The sequence below is a fragment of the Billgrantia aerodenitrificans genome (assembly GCF_021404405.1).
Classification (GTDB): Bacteria; Pseudomonadota; Gammaproteobacteria; order Pseudomonadales; family Halomonadaceae; genus Halomonas; species Halomonas aerodenitrificans.
The window spans coordinates 271,226-295,937 of sequence record NZ_JABFTV010000002.1 but is presented as its reverse complement, the minus strand read 5'-3'; the positions used below and the strand labels follow the sequence as shown (position 1 = coordinate 295,937).

Below are 24,712 nucleotides of genomic sequence, written 5' to 3'. Positions count from 1 at the left end.
AACGCATCAAGGATTCCAGTTTATGAGCAAGACCGCCCACTTCCTCGCCGAGACCGCCAAGGTCGACGAGGCCGCCATCCAGCCGCTGCCCGGCTCGCGCAAGCTCTACGTCGAAGGCTCGCGCCCCGACATTCGCGTACCCTTCCGCGAGATCTCGCTGTCGCCGACCAAGACCTCCGGTGTCGATGAAGAGAACCCGCCGCTGCTGGTCTACGATACCTCCGGCCCCTACACCGATCCGCAGGCCGAGATCGACCTGCGCCGCGGTCTGCCCGAGCTGCGCCGCGCCTGGATCGAAGAGCGCGGTGACACCGAGTTCCTCGACGGCCCCACCAGCGAGTACGGCAAGCGCCGCGCCAACGACCCGACGCTGGCCCAGCTGCGCTTCGACCTCTCCCGCACGCCGCGCCGCGCCAAATCCGGAAAGAACGTCACTCAGCTGCACTACGCCCGCCAGGGCATCGTCACGCCGGAGATGGAGTTCATCGCCATTCGCGAGAACCAGCGCCGCCAGGCCCTGGGTACCGCCGAGGTGGAGCGCATCCTCGGCCATCAGCATGCCGGCCAGGGCTTCGGTGCCCGCCTGCCCGAGGAGATCACTCCTGAGTTCGTGCGCGCCGAGGTGGCCGCCGGCCGCGCCATCATCCCCTGCAACATCAATCACCCGGAGTCGGAGCCGATGATCATCGGCCGCAACTTCCTGGTGAAGATCAACGGCAACCTGGGCAACTCGGCGGTCACCTCCTCCATCGAGGAGGAGGTCGACAAGATGACCTGGGGCATCCGCTGGGGTGCGGACACCATCATGGACCTCTCCACCGGCCAGAACATCCACGAGACCCGCGAGTGGATCATTCGCAACTCGCCGGTGCCGATCGGTACGGTGCCGATCTACCAGGCCCTGGAGAAGGTCAACGGCGTAGCCGAGAACCTCACCTGGGAAGTGTTCCGCGACACCCTGATCGAGCAGGCCGAGCAGGGCGTGGACTACTTCACCATCCACGCCGGTGTGCTGCTGCGCTACGTGCCGCTCACCGCCAAGCGCGTCACCGGCATCGTCTCCCGCGGCGGCTCGATCATGGCCAAGTGGTGCCTCTACCACCACCAGGAGAGCTTCCTCTACACCCACTTCGAGGAGATCTGCGAGATCTGCAAGCAGTACGATGTCGCCTTCTCGCTGGGTGACGGTCTGCGCCCCGGCTCCATCGCCGACGCCAACGACGAAGCACAGATGGCCGAGCTCAAGACCCTGGGCGAGCTGACCAAGATCGCCTGGAAGCACGACGTGCAGGTGATGATCGAAGGCCCCGGCCACGTGCCCATGCACCTGGTCAAGGAGAACATGGACAAGCAGCTGGAGTACTGCGACGAGGCGCCCTTCTATACCCTCGGCCCGCTGGTCACCGACATCGCTCCCGGCTACGACCACATCACCTCCGGCATCGGCGCGGCGATGATCGGCTGGTTCGGCTGCGCCATGCTGTGCTACGTCACGCCCAAGGAGCACCTCGGCCTGCCCAACAAGGACGACGTCAAGACCGGCATCATCACCTACAAGATCGCTGCCCATGCGGCGGATCTGGCCAAGGGGCATCCTGCAGCGCAAAGGCGTGACAACGCCCTGTCCAAGGCGCGCTTCGAGTTCCGCTGGGAGGACCAGTTCAATCTCGGCCTGGACCCGGACACCGCCCGCGAGTACCACGACGAGACGCTGCCCAAGGACTCCGCCAAGGTGGCCCACTTCTGCTCCATGTGCGGACCCAAGTTCTGCTCCATGAAGATCACCCAGGAGGTGCGCGACTATGCCGCCGAGCACGGCCTCACCGGCGATGCCGATGTGGTGATGAAAGGCATGGAGGAGCAGGCCGAGAAGTTCCGCAAGCAAGGCGCGAAGCTCTACAAGGAGGTGTAGGCCCCCGTTGATTCCGCCCACGCCGGCCCAAGTGGCCGGCGTGTTTTTTTGCCGCCATAGGCGACATCGGGGAACGCTCGGATGTAGCCTGTAGGAATCTGCAAGGAGAAGTGCGGAGGGAGCGAGCCCATGTCACACCTGCACGTCGCGCTGGTGACCGAGCGCCCCGAAGTGAGCCTGATCCCGATACTGCAGCTGCGCCCACAGCGGGTCGTGCTGGTGCCGTGCCAGGCATCGCCCCAGGCCGCCGAACGCCTGGCCATCCTGCTACGTCACGAAATGAGCGGTGAAATAGAGGTCGAGGTGTGTCCAACGCTCGCCACTCTGGACCCGATGCGCTGCGCCATCTATGCCAACGAGTTGGCCGAGAGCCTCTATCGTGAGCAGTTCGACGCCACGAACCTCTCGGTGACGCTGGACCTGGGCGAGTGCGGCACCCTGACCGCACTGCTGTTTCAGCAGGCCATGCAGCAGTGCTCGGCCGACTGGCTGTATGTGGACACTCAGGCAGGAGTGCTTTACCGCATGGACTGCGACAGCACCGACAGGCAGCCTGATACCATCGCCATCGAGCCGGTGCTGAATGTCGACCGCTACCTGCAGGCCAACGGGCGCAAACGGATGCGTGCACTCTCCGACGCTGCCGCCTGGCGCGATGCCTGCCAGCTCCGCAAGCCCCTTACGTATTACCTTGCTCATCATGCCGACCGGCTGGCCGCCCTGCTCGGTGAACTGCACGACATGGTGCATGGCACCGATGGCGTGCTGGCAGAACCCGATCCTCGTGCGGGGCCACAATTACGCCCCGGTGGCGAACGCCAGCGACTGCGGGCCTCCCCGCACTTTCCCGCCACCGATGCGTTAAAGGTCCTTAGCGAGGCCCGGCTGCTGCAGTGGGCGAGCGACGATCCGCACAGCGTCGTCATCGACACGCTGGAAGGTGCCCTCTACCTGGGTGGCGGCTGGCTCACCGAATACACCTGGCTCAGCACGCAGGAGGCCGGATTGGCCCACGCCTGCTGCGAGGCCCACCTACTCGACCTGAGTGTTCAACACAATCACGAGCCCGTTGTGTCGGATTGCCTGGCGGTCGAGCGCAACCAGCTCCTGTTCGTCGAATGGTTGATCGCCCGCCCTGGGGCAGAAGTCTGCCTCGAGCAAGGCCTGAAGCGGCTACATGAAATCCTCGATCACTCCGCCGGGCTCTCGGCCACCCGCGTCCTGCTCGCCTGCGGCGAGTTCGACAAGGCCAAGCAGCGCCTTACCGAACTGCAGCGCCGACAGGGCTTGCGCGTCGAGGTGGTGGAAAGCGCAGAGCTGAAGCACCTACCCGCACTGCTGGCCAAGTGGAAGGAACATGGCAGGTGGCCCGGCGGCTGAGCCTTACGGCCAGGCAGGACGAACGACGGGAAGCGCCCCGGCCATGGGCCGGGGCGCGTCACTATCGCGATACATCTAAGAGGCCGGCTTAAAAACGGAAACGCAAACCGACGCTTGCCGCATCGAAGGTATGATCGGAGCGATCCAGGTAGCGCATGTAGTCGGCGCCGACGGAGAAGTTGGGCGCGATATCGAATTCGGCACCCGCACCGTAGGAGAGGCCGTCTTCACGCCCCACATCGAAGTCGACCTCGGTGATACCGGCCAGGCCGTAGAGGCGGAATTCATCGGAGAGCGGCAAAATACCCTTACCGTAGGCCCCAATGAGATGATCCAGCTCGACCGGGCCATCCGAGCCACCCGTGCCCAGATGCGCTTCGACACCGAAGAATTCGTTGAACTGAGCACCACCGCGCAGGCGCAGGCCGGCGGAATCGCCCGAAGGCCCGACATCGTTGCTGAGATCCCAGAACATGGCATCTGCGCCGATATAGCCTTGCGGGTACATCGGCATATGAGCCTGCTGCTGGGTGCGCGGCTGAGCCTGCCCCTGCCCTTGAGCCTGAGTACGCTGCTGGGTCTGGGCTTGGGCCTGGGTTTGAGCTTGAGTTTGAGGTTGGGCCTGAGGCTGAGGCTGAGTCTGCTGAGCCTGGGCCGAGGAAATGAATGTACCTGCCATCAGTGCTGCAGCGGGAACGGCTAGCAGTTTCATGTCTGCACCTCCATTAAGAAACGGTGTTTCCTTACACCGCCTCCAGTGTGGTACAGGGTTTTCGACCATGCAAGTCGGATGAGCAGCAGATAGTTTCGATTCGTAACGAAGAGCCGACCTTCAGCGTGGAGAAAGACTCAGCGCCACGATGCCGCCCAGCACGATCGCCCCACCGGCCAGTTGAGTACCAGACAGCATCTGCCCCAACACCAGGTAGCCCAGCAGCAGCGAGGCCACCGGCTCCACGTTCATTACCGGCGCATTGCGCGCCATTTCCAGCCGCGGCACGCTGATGAACAGCACCGAGAAAGCCACGCTGTAGAGCAGAGCCAGTGCAGCGAGCGCGCCCCAACCCACAGGACTCGCCGGCAGAGCCATGCCGCCCGGCACCAGTTGCAGTCCACCGGCCACGACCATCAGTACCAACACCGTGAGCATGGTCAGCAGGCTGCGCAGGGTGCTGCCCACCTCTCCAAGATGGTGCTCGGTGGTCCACAGCGCCACGGAAAAGGCGGCCGCAGCCCCCAGGCCGAAGCCGATGCCCGTCAGCCACTCCGGACCAAGCGCTTCGGGCGCAGCCAGCCAGGCGGGAATATCGAGCACTACCACCAGACCGACCAGAATCGCCGCCATGATCAGCGCTGCGCGCAGCGTTGGCCGCGGCCCACCCAGCGCCCAGGTCAGCAGCGCCAACTGGATGGGAAAGGTGTTCATCAGCAGCAGCGCCACGACCACGGGGATGCGCGCCACCGCCGCATAGAGGCACAGACTCTGGATGGCCACCATCAGACCGGCCAGCAGCTGCCAGCGCCCGGCACCGGCCGGAAAGGAGAAGCGCTTGCGCTGCCAGAGAAACAGCACGACCAGCACGGCAAGCGCCGTCGCCGAGCGCACCAGCACGGCCAGTAGCAAGCCGGTGCCCTCGTCGAAAGCCAGGCGCGCCGCGACGTGATTGCTGGCAAACAACGTCGCGACGGCGACCAGAATGGCAATGGCGAGATGGCGGGGCAACAGGCCTGGGTGGGAGGCTGAATGGTCGGATAGCGCAGTGCTCATGACGGATTCCGGTCGGGACGAAGCGCTCAGCATGCCAGCGTTCTTGCCCAGCCCCAACAGGCTGCCGCAAAATGACTTAACAATAAGCCTGCGAAGCAGGACATGATAGACTAAAGTCTTACGTCTATGCTGCGCCTACAGCCTGCCAACGGGAGAACGGATGGAGACTTCGGTTCTGGTCATCAACTGCGGTTCCTCTTCGATCAAGTATGCCCTCGTGCCCAAGGATCCTGCCCGCCCGCGCCTGTCGGGGCTGGCAGAACGTCTGGGTAGCAGCAATGCACGCCTGAAGGGAACCGACAGCAACGGCGAGACATTCGAGCAGTCGCTGGGCGCCGCCGACCATACCGAGGCACTGGAAGCCATCCTCGGGCGGCTGGAGGGGCGCCTGCCGGTGGCAGTCGGCCATCGCATCGTGCACGGCGGCGAGCGTTTCACCCGCGCCACGCTGATCGATGACGAGGTGGTCGCTGCCATCGAGCAGACTGCCACCCTGGCCCCGCTGCACAACCCCGCCAATTTGACAGGGCTTGCCGCGACTCGCCGCCTGTTTCCCGACCTGCCCCAGGTGGCAGTGTTCGACACCGCCTTTCACCAGAGCCTGCCGCCGCGAGCCTACCGCTACGCCTTGCCGGAGGCTCTCTACCGCGACCACGGCATACGCCGTTACGGCTTCCACGGCACCAGTCATGCCTATGTCAGTCGGCGCGCCGATGCCCTGAGCGGGCTCGAGGGTGGCGGTTGGCTCACCGCCCATCTGGGTAACGGCTGCTCGACCTGTGCCGTATGGAAGGGCCAGAGCCTGGACACCAGCATGGGGCTAACGCCTCTGGAAGGGCTTGTAATGGGTACTCGTAGCGGCGACGTCGACCCGGGCCTACACGCTCACCTGTCGCGCCAGCTCGGCTGGACCATCGAGCGCATCTATGAGGTCCTCAACCGCGGCAGCGGCCTACTGGGACTATCGGGACTGACCAACGACGTGCGCGAACTGGAAGCCGCCGAGGCAGAAGGTCATCCCGGCGCGGCACTGGCCATCAAGGTGTTCTGCTATAGCGTCGCCAAGTCGCTGGCCGCGCTCTCCTGCGCCCTGCCCCGTCTCGACGGTCTCGTCTTCACCGGCGGCATCGGTGAGAACTCGCCGCTGGTACGCGAGCAGATCATCGCTCTGCTGCCCCACTTCGGATTACAGCTCAACCGCACCGTCAACAGCGAGACGATCCGCGGCCAGGAGGGGCGCATCGACGCCGGCGGCCGCCAGTTGTGGGTCATTCCCACCGACGAAGAGGGGCAGATCGCCACCGAAACCCGCCAGCGACTGGAAGAGACCGCTGCATGACGCCGCACGACGCACGTTCACATACCAAGGTGCTGCTGATGGTGCCTACCGCGGTGGGAGTCGGGCTGACCTCCGCCAGCCTGGGCCTGATGCAGGCGCTGGATACCATCGGCCTGAAAACGGGCTTTCTCAAGCCGTTCCGCCAGGACGAGCTGAACGGACCCGGCCCCGACCGCTCCACCGCGCTGGTGAGCAGCACCCTCGATCTGCGCCCGCCGGCCCCCATCGCCCAGGCTGACATGGAGCGCCTGCTGCGCCAGGACCGTCTCGACGTACTGATGGAGCAGGTCATCGAGCTCTTCGATCAGGCCATGGACGGCCAAGACGGTACCACACCCGACCTGATCGTGGTGGAGGGTGTAGTCCCCACCGCCCATGGCACCTACGCCACCCAGCTCAACGCTCAGTTGGCCCATGCGCTCAACGCACGAGTCATTCTGGTCGGCAGTGGCGACGCCGCAGCCCCCGAAGCACTGGCCGAACAGCTCGACATGCATGCCAGTGCCTTCGGCGGGGTGGGCTCGGCGCGTACCCTGGGCTGCATCCTGATGCGCATGCAGAACCTGCCCGGCGGCGAGGAGCCCACGCTGGCGCCCGGTACCAGCAGCGTCATGCTCGACGACACCTTCCTGGACGAACTGCGCCGCCATTCACCGGCGCTGGCCACCGACCGTTTCCATCTGATCGGCGTGGTGCCCTACAACCCGGCACTGATCGCACCACGGGTGATCGACGTGGCACGGGCGCTCGACGCCAGGTTCCTGCACGAGGGCGACGCCGCCAACCGCCGCGTGCTCTCCACCAGCCTGTGCGCCCGTAGCGCCGCCAACGCCCTGCACGTGTTCCGCCCCGGCAGCCTGATCGTGACCTCCGGCGACCGTGGCGACATCGTACTGGCCTCGGCGCTGGCCACCATGAACGGCGTGCCCATGGCCGGCGTGCTGCTGACCAACGGCTTCATGCCCAACGACAACATGATCGAGATGTGCCGCCCGGCGCTGAAGACCGGCATGCCAGTGCTGGCGGTGGATACCGACAGCTTCACCACCGCCAAGAACCTGGGCCGGATGGGCAACGACATTCCCATGGACGATCTGGAGCGCGCCGAGCAGGTGACCCGCTTCGTGGCCGGGCATCTGGATCTGCAATGGCTCAGGGATCACCTGAGCCGGGGCTTCACCCGTCGGCTGTCGCCCTCGGCGTTCCGTCATCAGTTGGTCAAGTTGGCTCAGCGCGCCAACCGGCGCATCATCCTGCCTGAGGGCAGCGAGCCGCGCACCGTGGAGGCCGCCGCCATCTGCCAGCGCCGCGGCATCGCCAACTGCATTCTGCTGGCCCGCCGCGAGGAGGTCGAGGAGGTCGCTCGCAACCGCGGCATCGAGCTGCCGGAAGGGCTCGAGATCCTCGACCCCGAGCACATTCGCAGCCGCTACGTGGCGCCCATGGTGGAACGCCGACGCGGCAAGGTGAACGAGCTGACCGCAGAGGATCAGCTGCAGGACAACGTGGTGCTGGGTACCATGATGCTGCAGCTCGATGAAGTGGACGGCCTGGTCTCCGGCGCCGTTCATACCACCGCCAACACCGTGCGCCCCGCCTTTCAGCTGATCAAGACCGCGCCCGACTATCGCCAGGTGTCGTCGATCTTCTTCATGCTGCTGCCGGAGCAGGTGGTGGTCTACGGCGACTGCGCGGTGAACCCGGACCCCGACGCCGAGGCGCTGGCCGAGATCGCCATTCAGAGCGCGCGCTCCGCCCAGGCCTTCGGCATCGAGCCGCGGGTGGCCATGATCAGCTATTCGACCGGCGAGTCCGGCAGCGGCGCCGACGTCGACAAGGTGCGTCAGGCCACGCGGCTGGCTCGGGAACAGGCGCCGGACCTGCTGATCGACGGGCCGCTGCAGTACGACGCCGCCGCCATCGAGAGCGTGGGCCGCCAGAAGGCGCCCGACTCGCCGGTGGCGGGACGCGCCACGGTGTTCGTGTTCCCCGACCTCAACACCGGCAACACCACCTACAAGGCGGTGCAGCGCAGTGCGCGGGTAGTCAGCGTGGGGCCGATGCTGCAGGGGCTCAACAAACCGGTCAACGACCTCTCACGCGGTGCCCTGGTCGACGACATCGTCTACACCATCGCGCTGACGGCGATCCAGGCCGCCCAGCGCGGTTAGGCACTGGTAGGGGCAAGGACTCTGCTCGATCTTCTCCGGCCCGGGGCAACCGCTATCGGCATCGATGGGCTGCAAATACTCAGGAGGCTCGGGCTTGCTGAGCTTGAGCCGCCTTGATCAAGTCAGCCGCCTTTTCGGCAATCATGATGGTCGGTGCATTGGTATTGCCCGAGACAATGGTGGGCATGATAGATGCATCGACCACCCTCAACCCTTTCAGGCCGTGGACACGCAGCTCGTCATCCACTACTGCCAGGTCATCATGCCCCATCTTACAGGTACCCGCCGGATGGTAGATTGACTGGCTGTATTGGCGCGCTGCCTCCAGCAACTCCCGGTCTGAGGCATATGCCTCACCGGGGATATATTCTTCCGTGATCACCTCTGCGAGCGGCTTGGCGGCCGCAATCTTGCGCGCCACCTTGATAGCATTCACGACCACTCGGCAATCTTCCTCAGCACTCAGATAATTTGGCTGAATCGAAGGGTACTTCTTGGGATCTAGGCTGGTGACTCGTACGTATCCGCGGCTATGTGGCCGCAGTTGGCAAACCGATGAGGTGAATGCCGAGAAGGGGTGAACGCCTTCAGCCGGCTTATCGGCACTCAGAGGCTGCATGTGGAACTGGATGTCAGGGCGCTCCAGGCCTTCCCTTGACTGGGTAAAGATACAAACTTGGCTTGCAGCGAGTGTCAGTGGACCGGTTCGGGAGAACAGGTACTGTGCACCTACCGCCAGCTTACGCAAGGGGTGACGAACTTCGTCATTCAGCGTTCGACAGCGTGTCTTGAAAACCAACCTGACTTGCAAGTGGTCCTGCAGATTTTCCCCCACACCAGGCAGCTCATGCCGGCAAGGGAGGCCAACACGTTGCAGATGTTCAGGGTTACCGATACCGGAGCATTGCAGGATTTGTGGTGAGCCTATCGCCCCACTGCTCAGAATCACCTCTAGACGAGTCAAAGCCTGATGCACTCTACCATTTTCTTCGTACTCGACCCCTACCACGCTCTTCTCTTCCAACAATAGGCGGAGGCAGTGCGCTCGCTTGATGAGCGTCAGGTTCGGTCGATTCAATGCCGGCTTCAGGAACGCCTTTGCCGCACTGCAGCGAAGCCCCTTGTGTGCGGTTTGCTGAAAATATCCCACCCCCTCCTGCCGTGCACCGTTGACATCATCGTTCTGAGGAATTCCCACCGTCTTGGCGGCCTCTATAAACCGATCGGCAATCTCGCGCTTCAGACGCAGATCAGACACGTGAAGGGGTCCATCTACGCCGTGATAAGCGTTTTCACCGCGAGACTGACATTCGGACTTCTTGAAGTACGGCAGGACGGATTCATAGTCCCACCCTGAATTGCCTGCCCTCGCCCAATCATCGTAGTCCTCCCGTTGCCCCCTGATGTAAAGAAGCCCATTGAGCGCGCTGGAGCCTCCAAGCACCTTGCCGCGTGGCCATTGGAGGCGGCGATCATTGATTCCCCTGTCAGGGTCGGTGAGATAGCACCAGTCGGTAGAAGGGTTATGCATGGTCCTGAAATAGCCAACGGGAACATGAAGCCAAGGGTTCCAGTCGGAACCACCAGCCTCGAGCAGCAGAACCTTTATGCCAGGATCCTCACTGAGCCGGTTTGCGAGTACGCAGCCTGCCGATCCAGCCCCCACGACGATGTAGTCAAAGGCCGCATTCTCGTAAGCAGTTGATTTCATGACAAGATACCGAATATGAGACTATGTATCTCACTAATAATATCCTATAAAGCATTAATTTACAATATTGATATTTTTTGTCTCATTTTCTCTTGACCGAAGAAACGGTCGATCCTAAATTGGTACTTAGCACGCCATCATGCTATCGGCCGTGGCTTGAGCCATGGCAAGTGAGAACCCCAGCACAAATCCAATCAAACACGGGAGCCTGCTCATGAAATCGCCAATTGGTAATGTATCTCGCCGGGATTTTCTACATATCTCGGGACGCTTCGGCCTGACATCCACCCTCATTGCAGCCTCTGGGCTCGGTGCCGGCCTTACAGCCAGCACCTTGGCCCGTGCCGCAGACCAGGAACAACAACGCCGCTATCAATCCGAACCCAAGCACCGCCTTCGCTTTGGTGCAGCTGGTTTCAACGAGCGAAACCTCGATATTCAGAAGTCAGGACAGCTGTTCTTTGCACGAGACCTTGAAGAGCGGACCAACGGAGCAATCCGTGTGGAGTTCCTGGGAAGCAATGAGGTCTGCAACCAGTTGGACTGCGTTAGCCAGACCCAACAAGGCATCGTCGACATGTTTTCCGCTTCGACGCAGAACTCGGCGGGAGGAGCCCCTTACCTCAACGTCCTTGACTTCGCTTACATGTTTCCGACCGTGGCATCAATGTTCCATTTCTTCTATGACCCTCGCAGCGAAGCACTGTTGAGAGAGCCACTGCGCCAGCGCCATAATTTGCAATTCCTCTTCACGCATTGTGACCTGCGTGGAATCATGCTGGGCCGGAAGTGGGAAAATAAGCCGCTTGTGACCAGTATTGAAGAACTTGCTGGCACCAGAAATCGAGTCACTGGCACTCAGATGGGTCGGATCGCCATGGAACAACTGAACCTCAACCCATCTCCCATTGCCTGGGAAGAAACTCTCGACGGCCTTCGCCAAGGCCTGCTCGACGGTGCCGAGACCTGGATGAGTGCCGTGGCTTACGCCGGTATGGCCCCGGTTGTTTCCCAAGCCGTCGATCTACGCTTTTTCGCTGGAACCGAGCACACCGCCATGAGCCTGGATGCCTTTAATAAGCTGGAAAGCGACCTTCAGGATCAAGTCATGGAGTCCGCCTACTGTGCGCAGATCTTCACCCAGGGCATGAATGAAGCGGGGCGGTACCAGATCGTTGGAGCGACCGAGCACCCGGCACCAGGTACCGTTTTTGCCGAGCACAATGTCCGTGTTGCCCCCCTTTCCGATGAAGAGCGCCAAAAGGCAGAGCAAATGTGCTCGCCCGAATTCAACCCCCAGCCTTGGGAGCGCTGGCGTGAGCGGCTTAACGACTGGGCTGGCGGTATTGATATTTACAAGGAAATTCATGGTATTGCACGCGAGATACCTCGCGACCTCGCCGCCGTGAACGTCAAGCCTCAGCGCTGGTGGCGCGGGTAACTTGAGGGAAACGCCATGTCTCACTCAACTCCGGCAAATAGCACCCTAGCTGCGAAGCTTTTGATGCCCTTGAAGTGGCTCGATGAGAATCTTGAGAAGGTCATCATATTGATTTCCTACTCAGGGATGGCCGGCATCATCTTCGTGGAAGTCATTCGTCGATTCTTTTTCGGTCTACAGGCACCCTGGAGTACCAGCATACCTGTCTTACTATTTCTTTGGTTAACTTGGTTTGGTGCTTCTCTTAATGTAAAGAAGCGCACTCACCTATCACTCAATGAAATTCGCATGCGACTGCCCTACAAAGGGCAGTTCTTATGCCAAATACTAGATGCGATACTGTGGATTGTTTTTGGAATAATCGTCATATATTTCACTACAGCGCAAGTCAAGATCGCACACTTTAATTTCGCAACCGTTGCCGGAACGGACAACATTATGCAGTGGTGGTTTTATCTGGCCACTCCGCTGGCGTGGACACTCCTCATCTTTCGTGTTTTGCAAAACCTGGTTGAGGATTGTCTCCGCTTCAAGCGAAATGAGTCTTTCAATCTTTCGCCAGCGATAATGGATTAAAGGAGGGCATCATGACTGATGGCGCCTTGATTGGCCTGGTGACACTAGGTGTCACTCTGTTCTTCCTGCTTGGTGTTCCAGTTTTTCTGGTTATTGGTTTCTGGGTGGTAGGTGTCAGCATCATTATAGACTTCACCCTGGCTAATATTGGAGTCACCTTGTTCCAGGGGCTGAGCTTCTTTGGACTTCTCGCACTGCCATTGTTTATTCTTACTGGCGACCTGATCAACGCAGCAGGGATAGCCAAGCGATTATCAGATTTCGCCTACTCGGTACTTGGTTGGCTGCGCGGTGGCATGGGAATGGCAACATTGGGGGCCTGCGGCCTCTTTGCCGCCATTTCTGGCTCCAACGCAGGAACCACCGCTACCATCGGTTCAATCATGCAGCCAGAAATGAAGAACAATGGTTACGATGGACGCTTTGCAGCGGCCACCGCGGCCTCCGGTGGAACCGTCGGGATCATTATCCCGCCCAGCATCATCTTCATCGTCTACGGGTTCATGATGAACCTGTCGATCAGCGATCTCTTCATCGCAGGCATGATTCCCGGTGCCATGATGGTGCTGGGCATGATGATCGCCTGCCACCTAGTGGCACGGCGTCATGGCTGGGGCAAGTTGAGCTCCTTCAGCGCCAAGAAAAGTGTCGGCTTTGCGGCTAGAGCCTACCTGGGTTTTGCCACCATTGGCGTCGTGCTATATGGCATCTATTCCGGCAAGTTTTCACCCACTGAGGCAGCAGCCATTACCGTTGGCTTTACCTTGATATGCGGCCTGCTTATCACACGAGAGATCAGCCTAACTCGACTGCCCTCCATTATGCTTCGCTCAGGCCAGATCGCCGGCATGCTGGCACCCTTGATCGCTGTTTCTGTGGTCATGCAGCAACTTCTTTCCGTCCTCGGCATCGGCCCTATGTTGAACAGCCTTCTCACGGGACTAGGCGGGTACTACACCGTACTTATTGCATGCATGCTGATCATTCTTATGGCCGGCATGATTCTTGAAAGCCTGCCTGTTACCATTATTCTCGCACCAATTCTTGCCCCCATTGCCCAGAGCATTGGCATTGATCCTATTCACTTTGCCGTGATCTTTCTGGTTGGAGCCGCCATTGGCTTTATCACACCACCATTCGGACTTAACCTGTATGTGGCAAGCAGCGTCACTGGAATTCCTTATGTCAAACTGGTGAGGTTTGTCATGCCATATTTCTTTGCATTGATACTCTGCTGGATCGCAATTTCGCTATGGGCCCCACTTTCCATGTTCCTTGTCAATTTATGATGGAGTTCGCCGCAAGCAGACCCGCAAGGGTCTGTTGCGCTATCATCGGGCTCAGCGCCCCAGGATGCTCGCTGTAAGGAAGCAAAGCTCATGCCCAAAGACACATCGACGAATACGACGCAGGTTCGCGCCATCCGCTTGCTCGAGGAGATCGCCACTGCCGACAGTAGTATCACTGCCGCGGACCTCGATAAACGGCTGGACATCCCCAAGCCAACGATTCATCGTCTATTGAAGCAGCTTGAAGATCAAAGCTTGATCACACGTGATCTGGATGGCCGCCACCTACTGCCCGGCCCCAGGCTGCATAGGATGGCCATGGGCATACTGGCCAACGAATCGCTCAAGGCACCGCGTCGCATGCTGCTCGAGCGCCTAGCCAAGGAAGTTGGAGAAACCTGCAACCTTACCTTGCTTGATGGTCATGAGGTGCTCTACTACGATCGCGTGGAGACCAACTGGCCGGTTCGCATTCAGCTTGCACCCGGCTCTCGCTTGCCGCTGCATTGCACTGCCAGTGGAAAACTGTTGCTAGCCCTGACGCCTCCCCCTAGGCGCAGGGGGTTGTTATCGAGCCTGTCCCTGGAGGCCTACACTCCCTACACGCTCACTTCTAGAGCTGCCCTAGAGGAGCAACTCAGTCAGATCGCCAGAGATCAGCTCAGTACTGATAATGAGGAGTTCATCGAAGGCATGGTGGCGATCGCAGTGCCCATCTACGATCGACTAGGGCATGTCCAGGCCACCCTGGCGATTCATGCCCCGCGTCTCCGTCACTCCATTGAATCGCTCAAGGAGTGGATCCCGCTGATGCGCCAAATTGCTGCTGAAATGGAAGAAACCCTGTAGTAGTTTCAAGGAGCATTGAGGATAAACGCCCTAACCAAGACGGCTGCGTTAAAGAACATCATCTTTGCAATGATACCAGTGATAGAGACAGCGCTGACCCAGGCGCTGGAAAGGAGCGAGGGCTCGCGTTTCGAAAAGGCCTTGCACATTGGGAAACGGTAGCTGGGAAGCATAGATGGGGAGGTCCACATACTGGGCATCGCCGGCGATCCATTGGGCCATCCGTTTACCCGCCTGTGCCGAATACATCACCCCATTCCCGCCATAGCCCAGAGCATAGAAAACGCATTGCTGCGGATCGGGCCTATGTACCCGAGGCATCATGTCGTGACTGACATCGACCCACCCCCACCAGGAGTAGTCCAGCCGGACACCTTCAAGTGCAGGAAACTTGCGCAGCATCCCTTCCACCAGCTTGTCTTCATGCCTCTGGCTTGGCGCATCACGCCCGGTGATGGCGCTGCGGCTTCCAAACTGCAGGCGCCTATCCGGCAAGAGCCGATAGTAATTTCGCAAGATACGGGTGTCGGTGATGATGCCATGGGATCTGAACCCGCAGGCCTCGATCTCCTCTTGCGAAAGCGGCCGTGTAACAAAGGTGTTTGAAAGAATCGGCAACAGCCGACTGCGGATATAGTCATGCAACGAGGGTGAAGTATAGCCCCCCGTTGCGATGGCGACTGCCCGTGCCTTGACCACGCCCCCCGGAGTCTTCAAGTGGTGTACGTCGCCCTGTGTGGTCCATCCCTCTACGGGGCTCAAGGGGTGCACCCGAGCTCCCAGCGATCTTGCCTTCTCGAGATAGCCAAAAGCCAGTTTGCCCGGATGGATCCCGATGCCTTCAGGCTCGCGCATGGCGCCTGCCGCCTCCTGATCCCCCACCCAGTCGCGCTTGACCGCTTCGGCATCCAGCAGCTGGACCTGATAGTCGAACACCTTGCGCAGTAGCTCCGCTTCCTGCTCAAGCTCCGGCAACGCCTTTTCATGGTGTGCAATCAACAGATGGCCGCTGTGCTGGGGCTCACACTCGATCCCTTCGATCAACCCTTTGAAGGTTTCCATCCCCTCGCGGCATTCTGCATGTAGCCGCAATGCCATCTCGAGCCCATAGCGATCTATCCACTCGGAACGCTTGAGTTGCCCCGGATTGCACTGGGCCTGCCCACCGTTACGCATGCTGCAACCCCAGCCGACGCGGTTGGCTTCCAGCACCGTGGCACGAATACCATACTCCTTGGCAAGAAAGATGGCGGTCGAGAGGCCGGTCAAGCCTGCCCCGATAATGACCACGTCGACGTCAATGTCCTGGCTCACAGGACCGTCATCGGCCGGTGGCTCCCCGGCCGTGGCGACCCAATAGGTCGCGGCATAATCGCAGCCATGGCCGGGGGTCGGGTGTCGCAGCGGATCGTAGGTCGGATCGTAAGGCCGCAGCGGCGCCGTGCCGGGTGCCTGGAATGTCAGGGATGCATTGTCGGTTGTCACCATGCTCGACTCCCTGTGGGTTGTCACGCCGTAACCGCAACTGGCTCGCCATCTATCGCCAATCGAAGCGCAGGCTGAAAGGGGGCAGGGTCGATCTCGGTCGGCCGGCCCATCAGCAGGTCGACCATCAGCCTCGTCGCAGCCGGTGCCAGCACCAGGCCATTGCGATAGTGCCCGGCATTGACGAACAGCCCCTGTATCTCTGGCAGCTCCCCGATGAAAGGGATGCCTTCAGGTGCTGCTGGCCTGAGCCCGGCCCAGTGTTGTTCGATAGGACATTCGGCCAGAGCAGGCACCATGGCCAAGGCACTCCTGCGTAGCGATTCACGCGCCTCGTCAGTGGGTGTCTTGTCGAAGCCGACCTCCTCGAGAGTCGAGCCGACCAATACCCGCCCGTCCCCGCGTGGTATCAAGTAGCGCCCGTCGGCCAGCACGACCCGCTCGAGCAACTGCCTGCCGGCGGGCATCGGCGAGGTACGAAACACCATCATCTGGCCCTTGACCGGGCGCACCGGGAGCGACTGGCCGAGCTGAGCGAGAAGCTCGCCACTCCATGCACCGCCACACAGCACCACCTGGGCTGCAGGGCGATAGCCGCAGGAAGTCACGGCGCCACTGACACGCCCATCCTCAACGACCACTCTCTCGACCTCGACGCCCTCTTCCAGCGTCACCTCCTGCATGGCCATGAGCCGCGCCCGCAGGGCCTGGCACAGCCGTGGATTGCGAATGCTGCCCAAAGTGGGCATCCATAGCCCGGAGGTAAAGCCCTCAGCCAACCAGGGCTCCTTGGCATAAATGAAATCGGCACCCACCGCTTCAAGCGGCTTGCCAACCTGGCGTGCCCATTCGAAGGCGTGATCACCATCATCGACACGCAGATAGAGCAACCCCTCCTTGCGATACTCAGGATCGATACCGGTCTCCGCCAAGAGCCTGGCGGCCAGTTGCGGATACTCGCGCTCGGCAGAACGTGCCAGGCTCGAGACAGGCTCGCTGTAGCGCCAGGGGTAGAGGGGCGAGACGATGCCGCCGCCGGCCCAAGACGCTTCCTGGCCGCATTGCCGTCGTTCCAGCAAGGTAACCGACTGGCCAGCCTCGGCCAGCTGCCAGGCGGTCATCATGCCGATAACGCCGCCGCCAATGATCAAGACGTCCTGCATGGACGCGTCCTCCCTTCAATATTGCCTGCCGTAGATCATCATACTCGAGTCACCGATTCGATTGTCCGCCGGCATGCCTGACCCGCCACAGGACTCATATCCCAGAGGCCACATATCGTTTTTAGAAAAGCTGGGTTCCGAGTTTCGGTACATACCAGCAATCTAGGCTCCCCAAACGAAGGCGTCAACGGTTTTGTTTCAAAAAACGGTACCATTTGATTGATTTTAAGAAACCAATGTATCCTAGAAACACCCACGGTATCGTTTGCTCTCAAGAGCCTTACCGACCGTGCCACACCGATCAGCCCTGGACGAACCCAGGAGGCAGCAATGACAGATCTCAAGAATGCCAGGCCCGATACCCTGATGTCGGCTCGCGAGCTCTTCGGCATCGACAGCGAGCTGCAGGTACCTGCCTTCAGCCAACGCGACGAATATGTGCCCGAAGTCGACGACGCCTACCGCTTCAACCCCGATGTGACCCTGGCGATACTGGCTGGCTTCACGCGCAACCGCAGGGTGATGGTCCAGGGGCTGCACGGCACGGGCAAGTCAACCCATATCGAGCAGGTCGCTGCCCGCCTGAACTGGCCCTGCCTGCGGGTCAACCTGGACGGCCATATCAGCCGCCTCGACCTTGTGGGAAAGGATGCCATCGTGATGCGCGACGGCGTGCAGGTCACCGAATTCCAGGAAGGCATCGTACCCTGGTCGCTGCAGCGTCCGGTGGCACTGATCTTCGACGAGTACGACGCAGGGCGCCCCGACGTCATGTTCGTCATCCAGCGTATCCTCGAGCGGGAGGGACACTTCACTCTGCTCGACCAGAACCGAGTGATCCATCCCCATCCTGACTTCCGGTTATTCGCTACTGCCAATACCGTAGGGCTCGGCAACCTGACCGGCTTGTACCAGGGCACTCAGGTCCTCAATCATGCGCAGATCGACCGCTGGAATATCGTCGCCAAGCTTGACTACCTGCCCCGTGACGAGGAAGCCGCCATCGTACTGAGCCGTGTTCCCGCCAAGGATAATGAAAAGGGCCGCCAGCTCATCGCCTCCATGGTGGCGGTCGCCAACCTTACCCGCCAGGGCTTCGCTGCCGGCGACCTTTCCACGCTGATGTCGCCGCGCACGGTGATTACCTGGGCGGAAAACTGCGAAATCTTCCGCAATCCCGCCCTCGCCTTTCGTCTTTCCTTCCTCAACAAGTGCGACGCAGCCGAGCGCCCGATCGTCGCCGAGTACTACCAGCGTTGCTTCGGGGAAGAGCTGGAAGACTCATGGGTACACGAGGCCGATCTGTCATGACAGCCAGCGCCCAGCAACAGGCGCGCCGTCAGCAGCGGATCGAGGAGCTGTGCGCAGCCAGCCTGCGCGCCATAACCGGACAAGCCAGCCTGCACTACCGCGGGCAGCGCCTCTACCGAGGCGAGGCACGGCTGCCGACTCACGCCCCTCACCTGAGGATCGACCCGGCAGAGGATGATTTCGCCGACTGTCGCGGCGCTGCCGATGGCATGGCGCTGCGCCTGCTTCATTCCGATGCGCAACGTCATCGTCGCCTTTGCCCTGTCGATCCGGTCGAGCGGCTGGTCTTCGAGCTGCTCGAGCAATTGCGGGTGGAAACCCACGCTCCCCGGGACATGCCTGGCATGTCCGATAACCTCAGGCATCGCTTCGAGAGCTGGTCGCGGGCGTTCTACCGTTCCGGCTTGACCGAGGGCAGCATAGGCATCCTGCTCTATACCGTGGCCCAGATGTGCTGGTCGAGACTGCACTCCCGCCCGGTGCTGGAAGAGACCGAGGACTATATCGAAGCCACTCGCGCCGCTCTGGTAGGCGAGTTGGGCACATCCCTGGCTGGGTTGCGGCGATACCGTCACGACCAAGGGGCCTATTCCGAGCACGCCCTGGCCATTGCCCGGATCGTTGGTGAGCGAGTTCGCGCCGAGCGGGCTAACGCCCCGGATGACGACGATCCTGCCGAGGAGGAACAGGAGGCCACCGCCGCCTTCGCCTTGCTGCTCGATTTCGAGGAAAGCGACGCAAACGAAGAGGGAGTCGCCACGGCGCCCACCGGCCACAGCAAGGCCTTCGAGGAGAGCGCACTTCTCTACCGTGTCTTTACCACCCGATTCGATCGGGAAGTGCATGCCGGTAGCTTGGTACGTCGCGCCTTGCTGCGCGAAAACCGAGAGCGGCTGGACCAGGCGACCTCAGAACAGGCGATCAACCTGCCCCGCCTTGCCCGACGGCTCGGCAGCGTACTCTGTGAACCACGCAATGACGGTTGGGACTTTGGCCAGGAGGAGGGACGCATCGACGGCCGGCGCCTCGCCCAGTTGGTCAGCTCGCCCACCGAACGCCGCCTGTTCTACCGCGAGCAGGTAAAGCTCGGCACCGACTGTGCCGTGACGCTGCTGATCGACTGCTCGGGTTCCATGAAGCACCACATCCTGCCCGTCACGATGATGGCCGAGAGCCTGATCCGCGCTCTGGAAATGATCGGTGCGAGTACCGAGCTGCTCGGCTTTACCACCGGAGCCTGGAACGGTGGACGTGCCTATCAGGCATGGATGAGCCAAGGTCGCCCGCGCCATCCTGGGCGCGTGAGCGAGGCTTGCCACTTGATATTCAAGGATGCCAACCGCAGCTGGCGGCGCGCCCGCAACGAAATAGCCGCCCTGCTCAAGCCCGACCTCTTCCGCGAGGGCATCGATGGCGAAGCGGTGGATTGGGCCTGCGAACGCCTGCTCACCCGCCCCGAGACGCGACGCATCTTGCTGGTGATCTCCGACGGTTCCCCGTCGGATAGCGCCACTAACCTGGTCAATGATGCCTACTATCTGGACAACCATCTCAAGGAGGTCGTGGCCCGGCGCTCTCGTGAGGGCCAGGTGGAAATCCTTGGCCTGGGTGTCGGCCTCGATCTCAGCCCCTTCTATCGTCGCTGCCTGGCTACCGATATGAACGAGGCCCTGGATACCCGGCTGTTCGACGAGATCGTGGAGCTGATCGGCGGTCGCCATCGGCGCTGACGCTTGCTCAACGGGAGACTTTTCATGGCCAAGACACGCATGGTGCATCAATTCGGCATGGGCACCTCGATTCGCAGCCAGGACTATACCGCTGCCGCAGCCAGGGCAATTCGCGATGCCTTGTGGCACAACTCACTCAATGTTGCCGATGCTTTCGGCTTTCCCAAGGAGGCCATGCTGGTCGATGTCGAGATTGGCATACAGCAACCTGATGCGGTCGACATGGCCCAGTTGCTTTCAATCTTTCCCTACGGGCAGCCCACCATCAGGTTGGTCAAGGGAGGGCTGGACGTTACCAAGCCTGACGGCAGCGGTCGCAGCGTGATCGCCAATGCCGCCATCGTTGTCTCGTTCGACATGGAGCCAAGTCATGACTGAGCGACGGATCATTCTCGAGATGGGGACCGGCAACGACCTGTATGGTGAGGATTACACCAAGGCCGCCTGCCGAGCGGTACAGGATGCGCTGCATCATTCCTCTCTGGTGCTGTTCAAGTCGCTGGGTATCGACCACCGTGCGATGCGTGTGCAGGTCACCATCGGCGTGCAGCAGCCCGGGCGGGTCGATGCCAACGTGGTCGCCGCCGAGCTGCCCCGAGGCCAGGCTGAAGTCAAGGTCGTGCACGGGGGCCTGAACGTGCACGATCCGGACAGTGCCACGACACATGTGATAGCCACGGCAGCGATCGCGGCTCTGCTACCCATTGCCACCAAAGAGTGGCGGCTGTGCCGGGACGCCAATCACTGACCCGTCCATTGCTATCGCTCTACCCAGCACTGAAGATCAACCGGAGGCCAACGACTACCAGAAACAGGACGATCCCCTGGCGCAGCAGCTTCATGGGAATCGGCGGTGGAAAGCGTCGCCCGACGAAGGTTGAGACCGCAATGACAGGGATAGACCAGGCCGTCAGCAGCAGAATGTCTGCATTTAGCTGCCCTTGTACGGCAATGAACAGGGTGCGCACGGCCGAAGTGAGCGAGAACAGCACGATCAGCATACTGCTGATGCGTACCAGCTCGATAGGCTGACGATAGCAGTGATAGATCAACGGTGGCCCCGCAATGCCGAACAGACCGCCCAGAAAGCCGGATGCCCCTCCAAAGAGGGCGAAGCTTCGCGGGGATGAAAGGCCCTGGCGACGGCTTGGCTCAAGGAAGAGACTGACCCCACAATAAATGATGACCAGGCCAAGCATGACCCGGAGCCAGGCGGTGGCTCCTTCTTCGAGGTAATCGAGCAGCAGCACCCCCAGCAGGATCGCTGGCACGATGCCTAGCCCGGCCGCACATACCGATCGCCAGTGGACGTACTTCAGCCTTCCGGGCAGGGCAACAAGGCAGTTGACCAGCATCATCAGGCTGATAACCGCCGCGACAGAAGCCACCGACAACATCCCTAAACCGCTGGTGGCCCCCATGACAATGATGCCGAGCCCAAACCCGGTGACAGTGTGAAAATAGCCGGCCAGTGCGGCGACAGCGAGAAAGTGCAGAAGCAGCCCAGGCTCCACGACATCAGTTTCCTGCTACTGCTCTGCCTTCCGTTTCCGTGCGCGCCTCAGCCGCCAGTGCCTGAACGCAGGTGACTGCAATGACATGATAGATATCACTGGCACTGCAGCCACGCGACAGGTCGTTCGCCGGTTTGGCCAGTCCCTGAAGCAACGGCCCGATCGCCTCCGCTCCACCGATGCGCTCGGCCAGTTTATAGCCGATATTCCCAGCCTCCAGGTTAGGAAAGACCAACACATTGGCATTGCCCTTCACTCGCGAGTCGGGCAGCTTTCGCTCGGCAATCTCGGCAACGATGGCGGCATCGAGCTGGACGTCCTCATCAATGGCCAAGGCCGGACGCCGCGCCTTGACACGCCGTGCAGCACTGACCACTTTTTCCACATTGCCATGCGTCGCACTGCCACTTGTCGAAAAAGACAGCATTGCCACCCTCGGCTCCTCACCCAGCAGAGACTCTGCACTCGAAGCCGCCGCCATGGCGATATCGGCCAGCTGTTCGTCATCAGGATCTATTACCAGGCCGCAATCCGAGAAGATCATGCCGCCCTTCAGGTTATGGAAAGGCTTGCACAGCATCATCAGGAAGAAGCTGGAAACCAGCTTGTAGGACGTATCCACACCGATGACCTGAATTGCTGTACGCACCACATCGGCGGTGGTATGCACTGCCCCGGCCACGCAGCCGTCGGCGTGGCCCTGCCGCACCAGCAAGTTGGCGAAGCACAGCGGCTCTTGCACTACCGCCATAGCCTCCTCCGGTGTCATGCCACGCTTGCGCCGAAGCTCATAGAGCACCCCCGCCAGGTCTTCGGTCAGCAGAGAATCACTGGGGTCGATCAGGTCCAGGGCGGCCACGTCGAGCCCATGTCTTGCCGCTACCGCCGCCATGCGCTGCCGATCACCCACCAGCATTATCCGTGCGATTCCATCCTCTGCTGCCCGGACTGCGGCTCGCAGTACCCTGTCATCCTCTCCCTCACAGAGCACGATACGTCGCGGTGAGCGGCGGGCACGCTCGATGATGCGCTTCAGTGCCTTCATGTCTGTTGCCTCCCCTCCGGGGCTATGCGCCACCGGCAAGCCAGTGAAAAAGCCCCCGGGCGCCCCCGGGGGAAGACCACATCCACTGAACAGGTCTTTGTTATACGTAGTCCTGATACTTCTCCAGCAGCCGCACCGGCTTCTTGAGGGCATCGCGACGGAACGGATCGCCCAGTTCCCGGGTGCACATGATCTCGATGATGCAGGTCTTGCCTTCATTCATCTGCATATCGACCGCCTTCTTCAGCGCCGGACCCACATCCTCCAGACGATCCACCGTAATGCCTTCCGCCCCCATCGCTCGGCCAATCTCGGCGAAGCTCTGGTTGTCCAGCTCGCCGGCCACGAAGCGACGGTTGTAGAACTCCACCTGGTTCTTCTTCTCCGCACCCCACTGGCGATTGTGGAACACCACTGCGGTCACCGGGATGTCATGGCGCACCGCCGTCATCGTTTCCATCAAGCTCATACCCCAGGCGCCGTCACCGGCGTAGGCGATCGCCGGGCGGTGCGGGGCCGCCGCCTTGGCACCCATGATGGTCGGCAGCGCATAGCCGCAGTTGCCGAAACTCATGGGAGCGAAGAAGCTGCGCGGCTTATCGAAGCGCAGGTAGCTGTGAGCCACTGCATTGATATTGCCGATGTCGGTGGAAACCATCACGTCTTCGGGCATTGCCTTCTCGAGTTCACGCAATACCTGGCGCGGGTGCAGGTATTCGCCACCGGAGAACGGCTTCTCACCCTTGGCTTCGTCGATCGCATCAAGGCTGAACGGATCCTTCTCATGGGTCCACTCGTCCAGCTCCTGCTCCCAGGCAGCCTTTTCCGACTCAATCGTGTCGAGGCGCTGCGCCTTGGTGGTGTCGCAAGCCAGGTCGCGCCCGGCCAGCCGCTCGCTCAAGGCCACCGCCGCGGCCTTGGCATCACCACAGATGCCCACGGCAATCTTCTTCACCAGCCCCAGCATCTTGTGGTCGGCATCGATCTGGATGATCTTTGCGTCCTTCGGCCAGTAGTCCATGCCGTGCTGCGGCAGCGTGCCAAACGGCCCCAGTCGGGTACCCAGCGCCACTACCACATCGGCTTGCGAGATCAACTTCATGCCTGCCTTGGAACCCTGGTAACCCAGCGGTCCACACCACAGCGGGTGGCTGGCCGGAAAGGAGTCGTTGTGTTGATAGCTGTTGACCACCGGCGCGCCCAGGCGCTCGGCCAGCGCCTTGCACTCCTCCACGGCATCGGCCATGACCACCCCGCCACCGGAAACGATTACCGGGAACTTGGCGTTGGCCAACAGCTCGGCTGCTTCATCCAGGCTCTTGGTGCCGCCGGGGCCGCGATCAAGACGCGACGGTGCGGGGATCTCGCACTCGATCTCTCCGTAGAAGTAATCGCGCGGGATGTTCAGCTGGGTCGGCCCCATTTCCGACAGGGCGCGATCGAAGCAGCGGCCAGTGTACTCGGCCATGCGCGCTGGATGGGTCACGTGGCCCTGGTACTTGGTGAACTCCTGGAACATAGGCAGTTGGTGACACTCCTGAAAGCCACCCAGACCGATACCGTTGGTGCCCGCCTCGGGAGTCACGATCACCACCGGGCTGTGTGCCCAGTAGGCCGCAGCGATGCCGGTTACACAGTTGGAGATGCCTGGACCATTCTGGCCGATCACCACCCCGTGGCGACCGGAAACCCGTGCATAGCCGTCGGCCATATGGGCGGCGCCCTGTTCGTGAACCACCGGGACCAGTCGGATGCCGGCCGGGGCGAAGATGTCCATGGCATCCATGAACGCCGAGCCCATGATGCCGAACATGTCGGTCACGCCGTTGGCAACCATGGTTTCGACGAAGGCCTCCGAGGGGGTCATCTTCTGCTTGCCCTGCACGACCGGGCGGTTATCGACATTGTCTGTGCTCATCGGATCCTCCACGGCGATTGCCGCTTTGCTTTGTGGTTGAAGCGTCCCGGCTGGTGGGTAGTGCCAGAAACGGTCTAAGGTTATTTTTTGGTATGATTAGTTCCGAATTA

Annotated in this window: 20 protein-coding genes; 12 read left to right on the top strand and 8 right to left on the bottom strand. The window is 61.2% G+C overall.

The features are described 5' to 3' along the window. The first annotated feature begins 22 nt into the window (after nucleotides 1–22). Nucleotides 23–1,912 carry a phosphomethylpyrimidine synthase ThiC gene (gene thiC / locus HOP59_RS04610; protein WP_010629369.1) on the top strand — a complete coding sequence of 630 codons (1,890 nt, stop codon included), beginning with the start codon at nucleotides 23–25 and terminating at the stop codon, nucleotides 1,910–1,912. Nucleotides 1,913–2,041: 129 nt separating this feature from the next. Further along, nucleotides 2,042–3,292 carry a PDDEXK family nuclease gene (locus HOP59_RS04605; protein WP_234252998.1) on the top strand — a complete coding sequence of 417 codons (1,251 nt, stop codon included), beginning with the start codon at nucleotides 2,042–2,044 and terminating at the stop codon, nucleotides 3,290–3,292. Between the two features lie 88 nt (nucleotides 3,293–3,380). Here HOP59_RS04605 and HOP59_RS04600 read toward each other — a convergent pair whose 3' ends face one another. Then, complete coding sequence (locus HOP59_RS04600; protein ID WP_234252997.1) at nucleotides 3,381–4,004, bottom strand: porin family protein; 624 nt, start codon at nucleotides 4,002–4,004, stop codon at nucleotides 3,381–3,383. 120 nt (nucleotides 4,005–4,124) lie between these two features. Further along, on the bottom strand, nucleotides 4,125–5,060 hold the full coding sequence (locus HOP59_RS04595) for an EamA family transporter (RefSeq protein WP_234252996.1): 936 nt from the start codon (nucleotides 5,058–5,060) through the stop codon (nucleotides 4,125–4,127). A gap of 160 nt (nucleotides 5,061–5,220) precedes the next feature. On the opposite strand from HOP59_RS04595, the gene HOP59_RS04590 reads away from it, so the two are divergent. After that, nucleotides 5,221–6,399, top strand: a complete 1,179-nt coding sequence (locus tag HOP59_RS04590; protein ID WP_234252995.1) for an acetate/propionate family kinase — start codon at nucleotides 5,221–5,223, stop codon at nucleotides 6,397–6,399. Continuing rightward, complete coding sequence (pta, locus tag HOP59_RS04585; RefSeq protein ID WP_234252994.1) at nucleotides 6,396–8,570, top strand: phosphate acetyltransferase; 2,175 nt, start codon at nucleotides 6,396–6,398, stop codon at nucleotides 8,568–8,570. Before HOP59_RS04590 ends, pta (HOP59_RS04585) begins: the two co-directional genes overlap by 4 nt. A gap of 79 nt (nucleotides 8,571–8,649) precedes the next feature. Here the strand turns inward: pta (HOP59_RS04585) and HOP59_RS04580 are convergent, their stop codons facing one another. Beyond that, entirely contained in the window at nucleotides 8,650–10,281 is a 1,632-nt protein-coding gene (locus HOP59_RS04580; protein WP_234252993.1) for a GMC family oxidoreductase, read from the bottom strand. 214 nt (nucleotides 10,282–10,495) lie between these two features. Here HOP59_RS04580 and HOP59_RS04575 point away from each other — a divergent pair, with 214 nt between their 5' ends. The 4 genes from HOP59_RS04575 to HOP59_RS04560 all read left to right on the top strand — a co-directional run bounded on the left by HOP59_RS04575 (nucleotide 10,496) and on the right by HOP59_RS04560 (nucleotide 14,436). Beyond that, entirely contained in the window at nucleotides 10,496–11,722 is a 1,227-nt protein-coding gene (locus HOP59_RS04575; protein WP_234252992.1) for a TRAP transporter substrate-binding protein, read from the top strand. Nucleotides 11,723–11,737: 15 nt separating this feature from the next. Continuing rightward, nucleotides 11,738–12,298, top strand: a complete 561-nt coding sequence (locus HOP59_RS04570) for a TRAP transporter small permease (protein WP_234252991.1) — start codon at nucleotides 11,738–11,740, stop codon at nucleotides 12,296–12,298. An 11-nt stretch (nucleotides 12,299–12,309) separates the two neighbouring features. After that, nucleotides 12,310–13,587, top strand: a complete 1,278-nt coding sequence (locus HOP59_RS04565) for a TRAP transporter large permease (protein ID WP_234252990.1) — start codon at nucleotides 12,310–12,312, stop codon at nucleotides 13,585–13,587. A 90-nt stretch (nucleotides 13,588–13,677) separates the two neighbouring features. Further along, nucleotides 13,678–14,436 (top strand): IclR family transcriptional regulator, encoded by a 759-nt coding sequence (locus tag HOP59_RS04560; protein ID WP_234252989.1) that lies wholly within the window; start codon nucleotides 13,678–13,680, stop codon nucleotides 14,434–14,436. Nucleotides 14,437–14,484: 48 nt separating this feature from the next. On the opposite strand, the gene HOP59_RS04555 is transcribed toward HOP59_RS04560, so the two are convergent. Together HOP59_RS04555 and thiO are read right to left on the bottom strand one after the other, a co-directional pair. Continuing rightward, entirely contained in the window at nucleotides 14,485–15,924 is a 1,440-nt protein-coding gene (locus tag HOP59_RS04555) for an NAD(P)/FAD-dependent oxidoreductase (RefSeq protein WP_234252988.1), read from the bottom strand. Nucleotides 15,925–15,944: 20 nt separating this feature from the next. After that, nucleotides 15,945–17,084: a glycine oxidase ThiO gene (thiO, locus tag HOP59_RS04550; RefSeq protein ID WP_234252987.1), complete on the bottom strand. Its 1,140-nt coding sequence runs from the start codon at nucleotides 17,082–17,084 to the stop codon at nucleotides 15,945–15,947. Nucleotides 17,085–17,414: 330 nt separating this feature from the next. On the opposite strand from thiO, the gene HOP59_RS04545 reads away from it, so the two are divergent. From HOP59_RS04545 to HOP59_RS04530, 4 genes are read left to right on the top strand one after another with little or no spacing between them, the layout of a single operon-like run. Continuing rightward, on the top strand, nucleotides 17,415–18,395 hold the full coding sequence (locus HOP59_RS04545; RefSeq protein ID WP_234252986.1) for an AAA family ATPase: 981 nt from the start codon (nucleotides 17,415–17,417) through the stop codon (nucleotides 18,393–18,395). Continuing rightward, nucleotides 18,392–20,125 (top strand): cobaltochelatase CobT-related protein, encoded by a 1,734-nt coding sequence (locus HOP59_RS04540; protein WP_234252985.1) that lies wholly within the window; start codon nucleotides 18,392–18,394, stop codon nucleotides 20,123–20,125. The genes HOP59_RS04545 and HOP59_RS04540 overlap by 4 nt, the downstream gene beginning before the upstream one ends. Before the next feature lie 24 nt (nucleotides 20,126–20,149). Beyond that, nucleotides 20,150–20,503 (top strand): Lin0512 family protein, encoded by a 354-nt coding sequence (locus tag HOP59_RS04535; protein ID WP_234252984.1) that lies wholly within the window; start codon nucleotides 20,150–20,152, stop codon nucleotides 20,501–20,503. Further along, nucleotides 20,496–20,873, top strand: coding sequence for a Lin0512 family protein (locus tag HOP59_RS04530; protein ID WP_234252983.1), 378 nt, complete (start codon nucleotides 20,496–20,498; stop codon nucleotides 20,871–20,873). The genes HOP59_RS04535 and HOP59_RS04530 overlap by 8 nt, the downstream gene beginning before the upstream one ends. 19 nt (nucleotides 20,874–20,892) lie before the next feature. Here HOP59_RS04530 and HOP59_RS04525 read toward each other — a convergent pair whose 3' ends face one another. From HOP59_RS04525 to xsc, 3 genes are all read right to left on the bottom strand, one after another. Next, complete coding sequence (locus HOP59_RS04525) at nucleotides 20,893–21,639, bottom strand: sulfite exporter TauE/SafE family protein (RefSeq protein WP_234252982.1); 747 nt, start codon at nucleotides 21,637–21,639, stop codon at nucleotides 20,893–20,895. Between the two features lie 4 nt (nucleotides 21,640–21,643). After that, nucleotides 21,644–22,684: a phosphate acetyltransferase gene (gene pta, locus HOP59_RS04520; RefSeq protein ID WP_234252981.1), complete on the bottom strand. Its 1,041-nt coding sequence runs from the start codon at nucleotides 22,682–22,684 to the stop codon at nucleotides 21,644–21,646. A 100-nt stretch (nucleotides 22,685–22,784) separates the two neighbouring features. Then, nucleotides 22,785–24,602 (bottom strand): sulfoacetaldehyde acetyltransferase, encoded by a 1,818-nt coding sequence (xsc, locus tag HOP59_RS04515; RefSeq protein WP_234252980.1) that lies wholly within the window; start codon nucleotides 24,600–24,602, stop codon nucleotides 22,785–22,787. Nucleotides 24,603–24,712 lie beyond the last annotated feature (110 nt).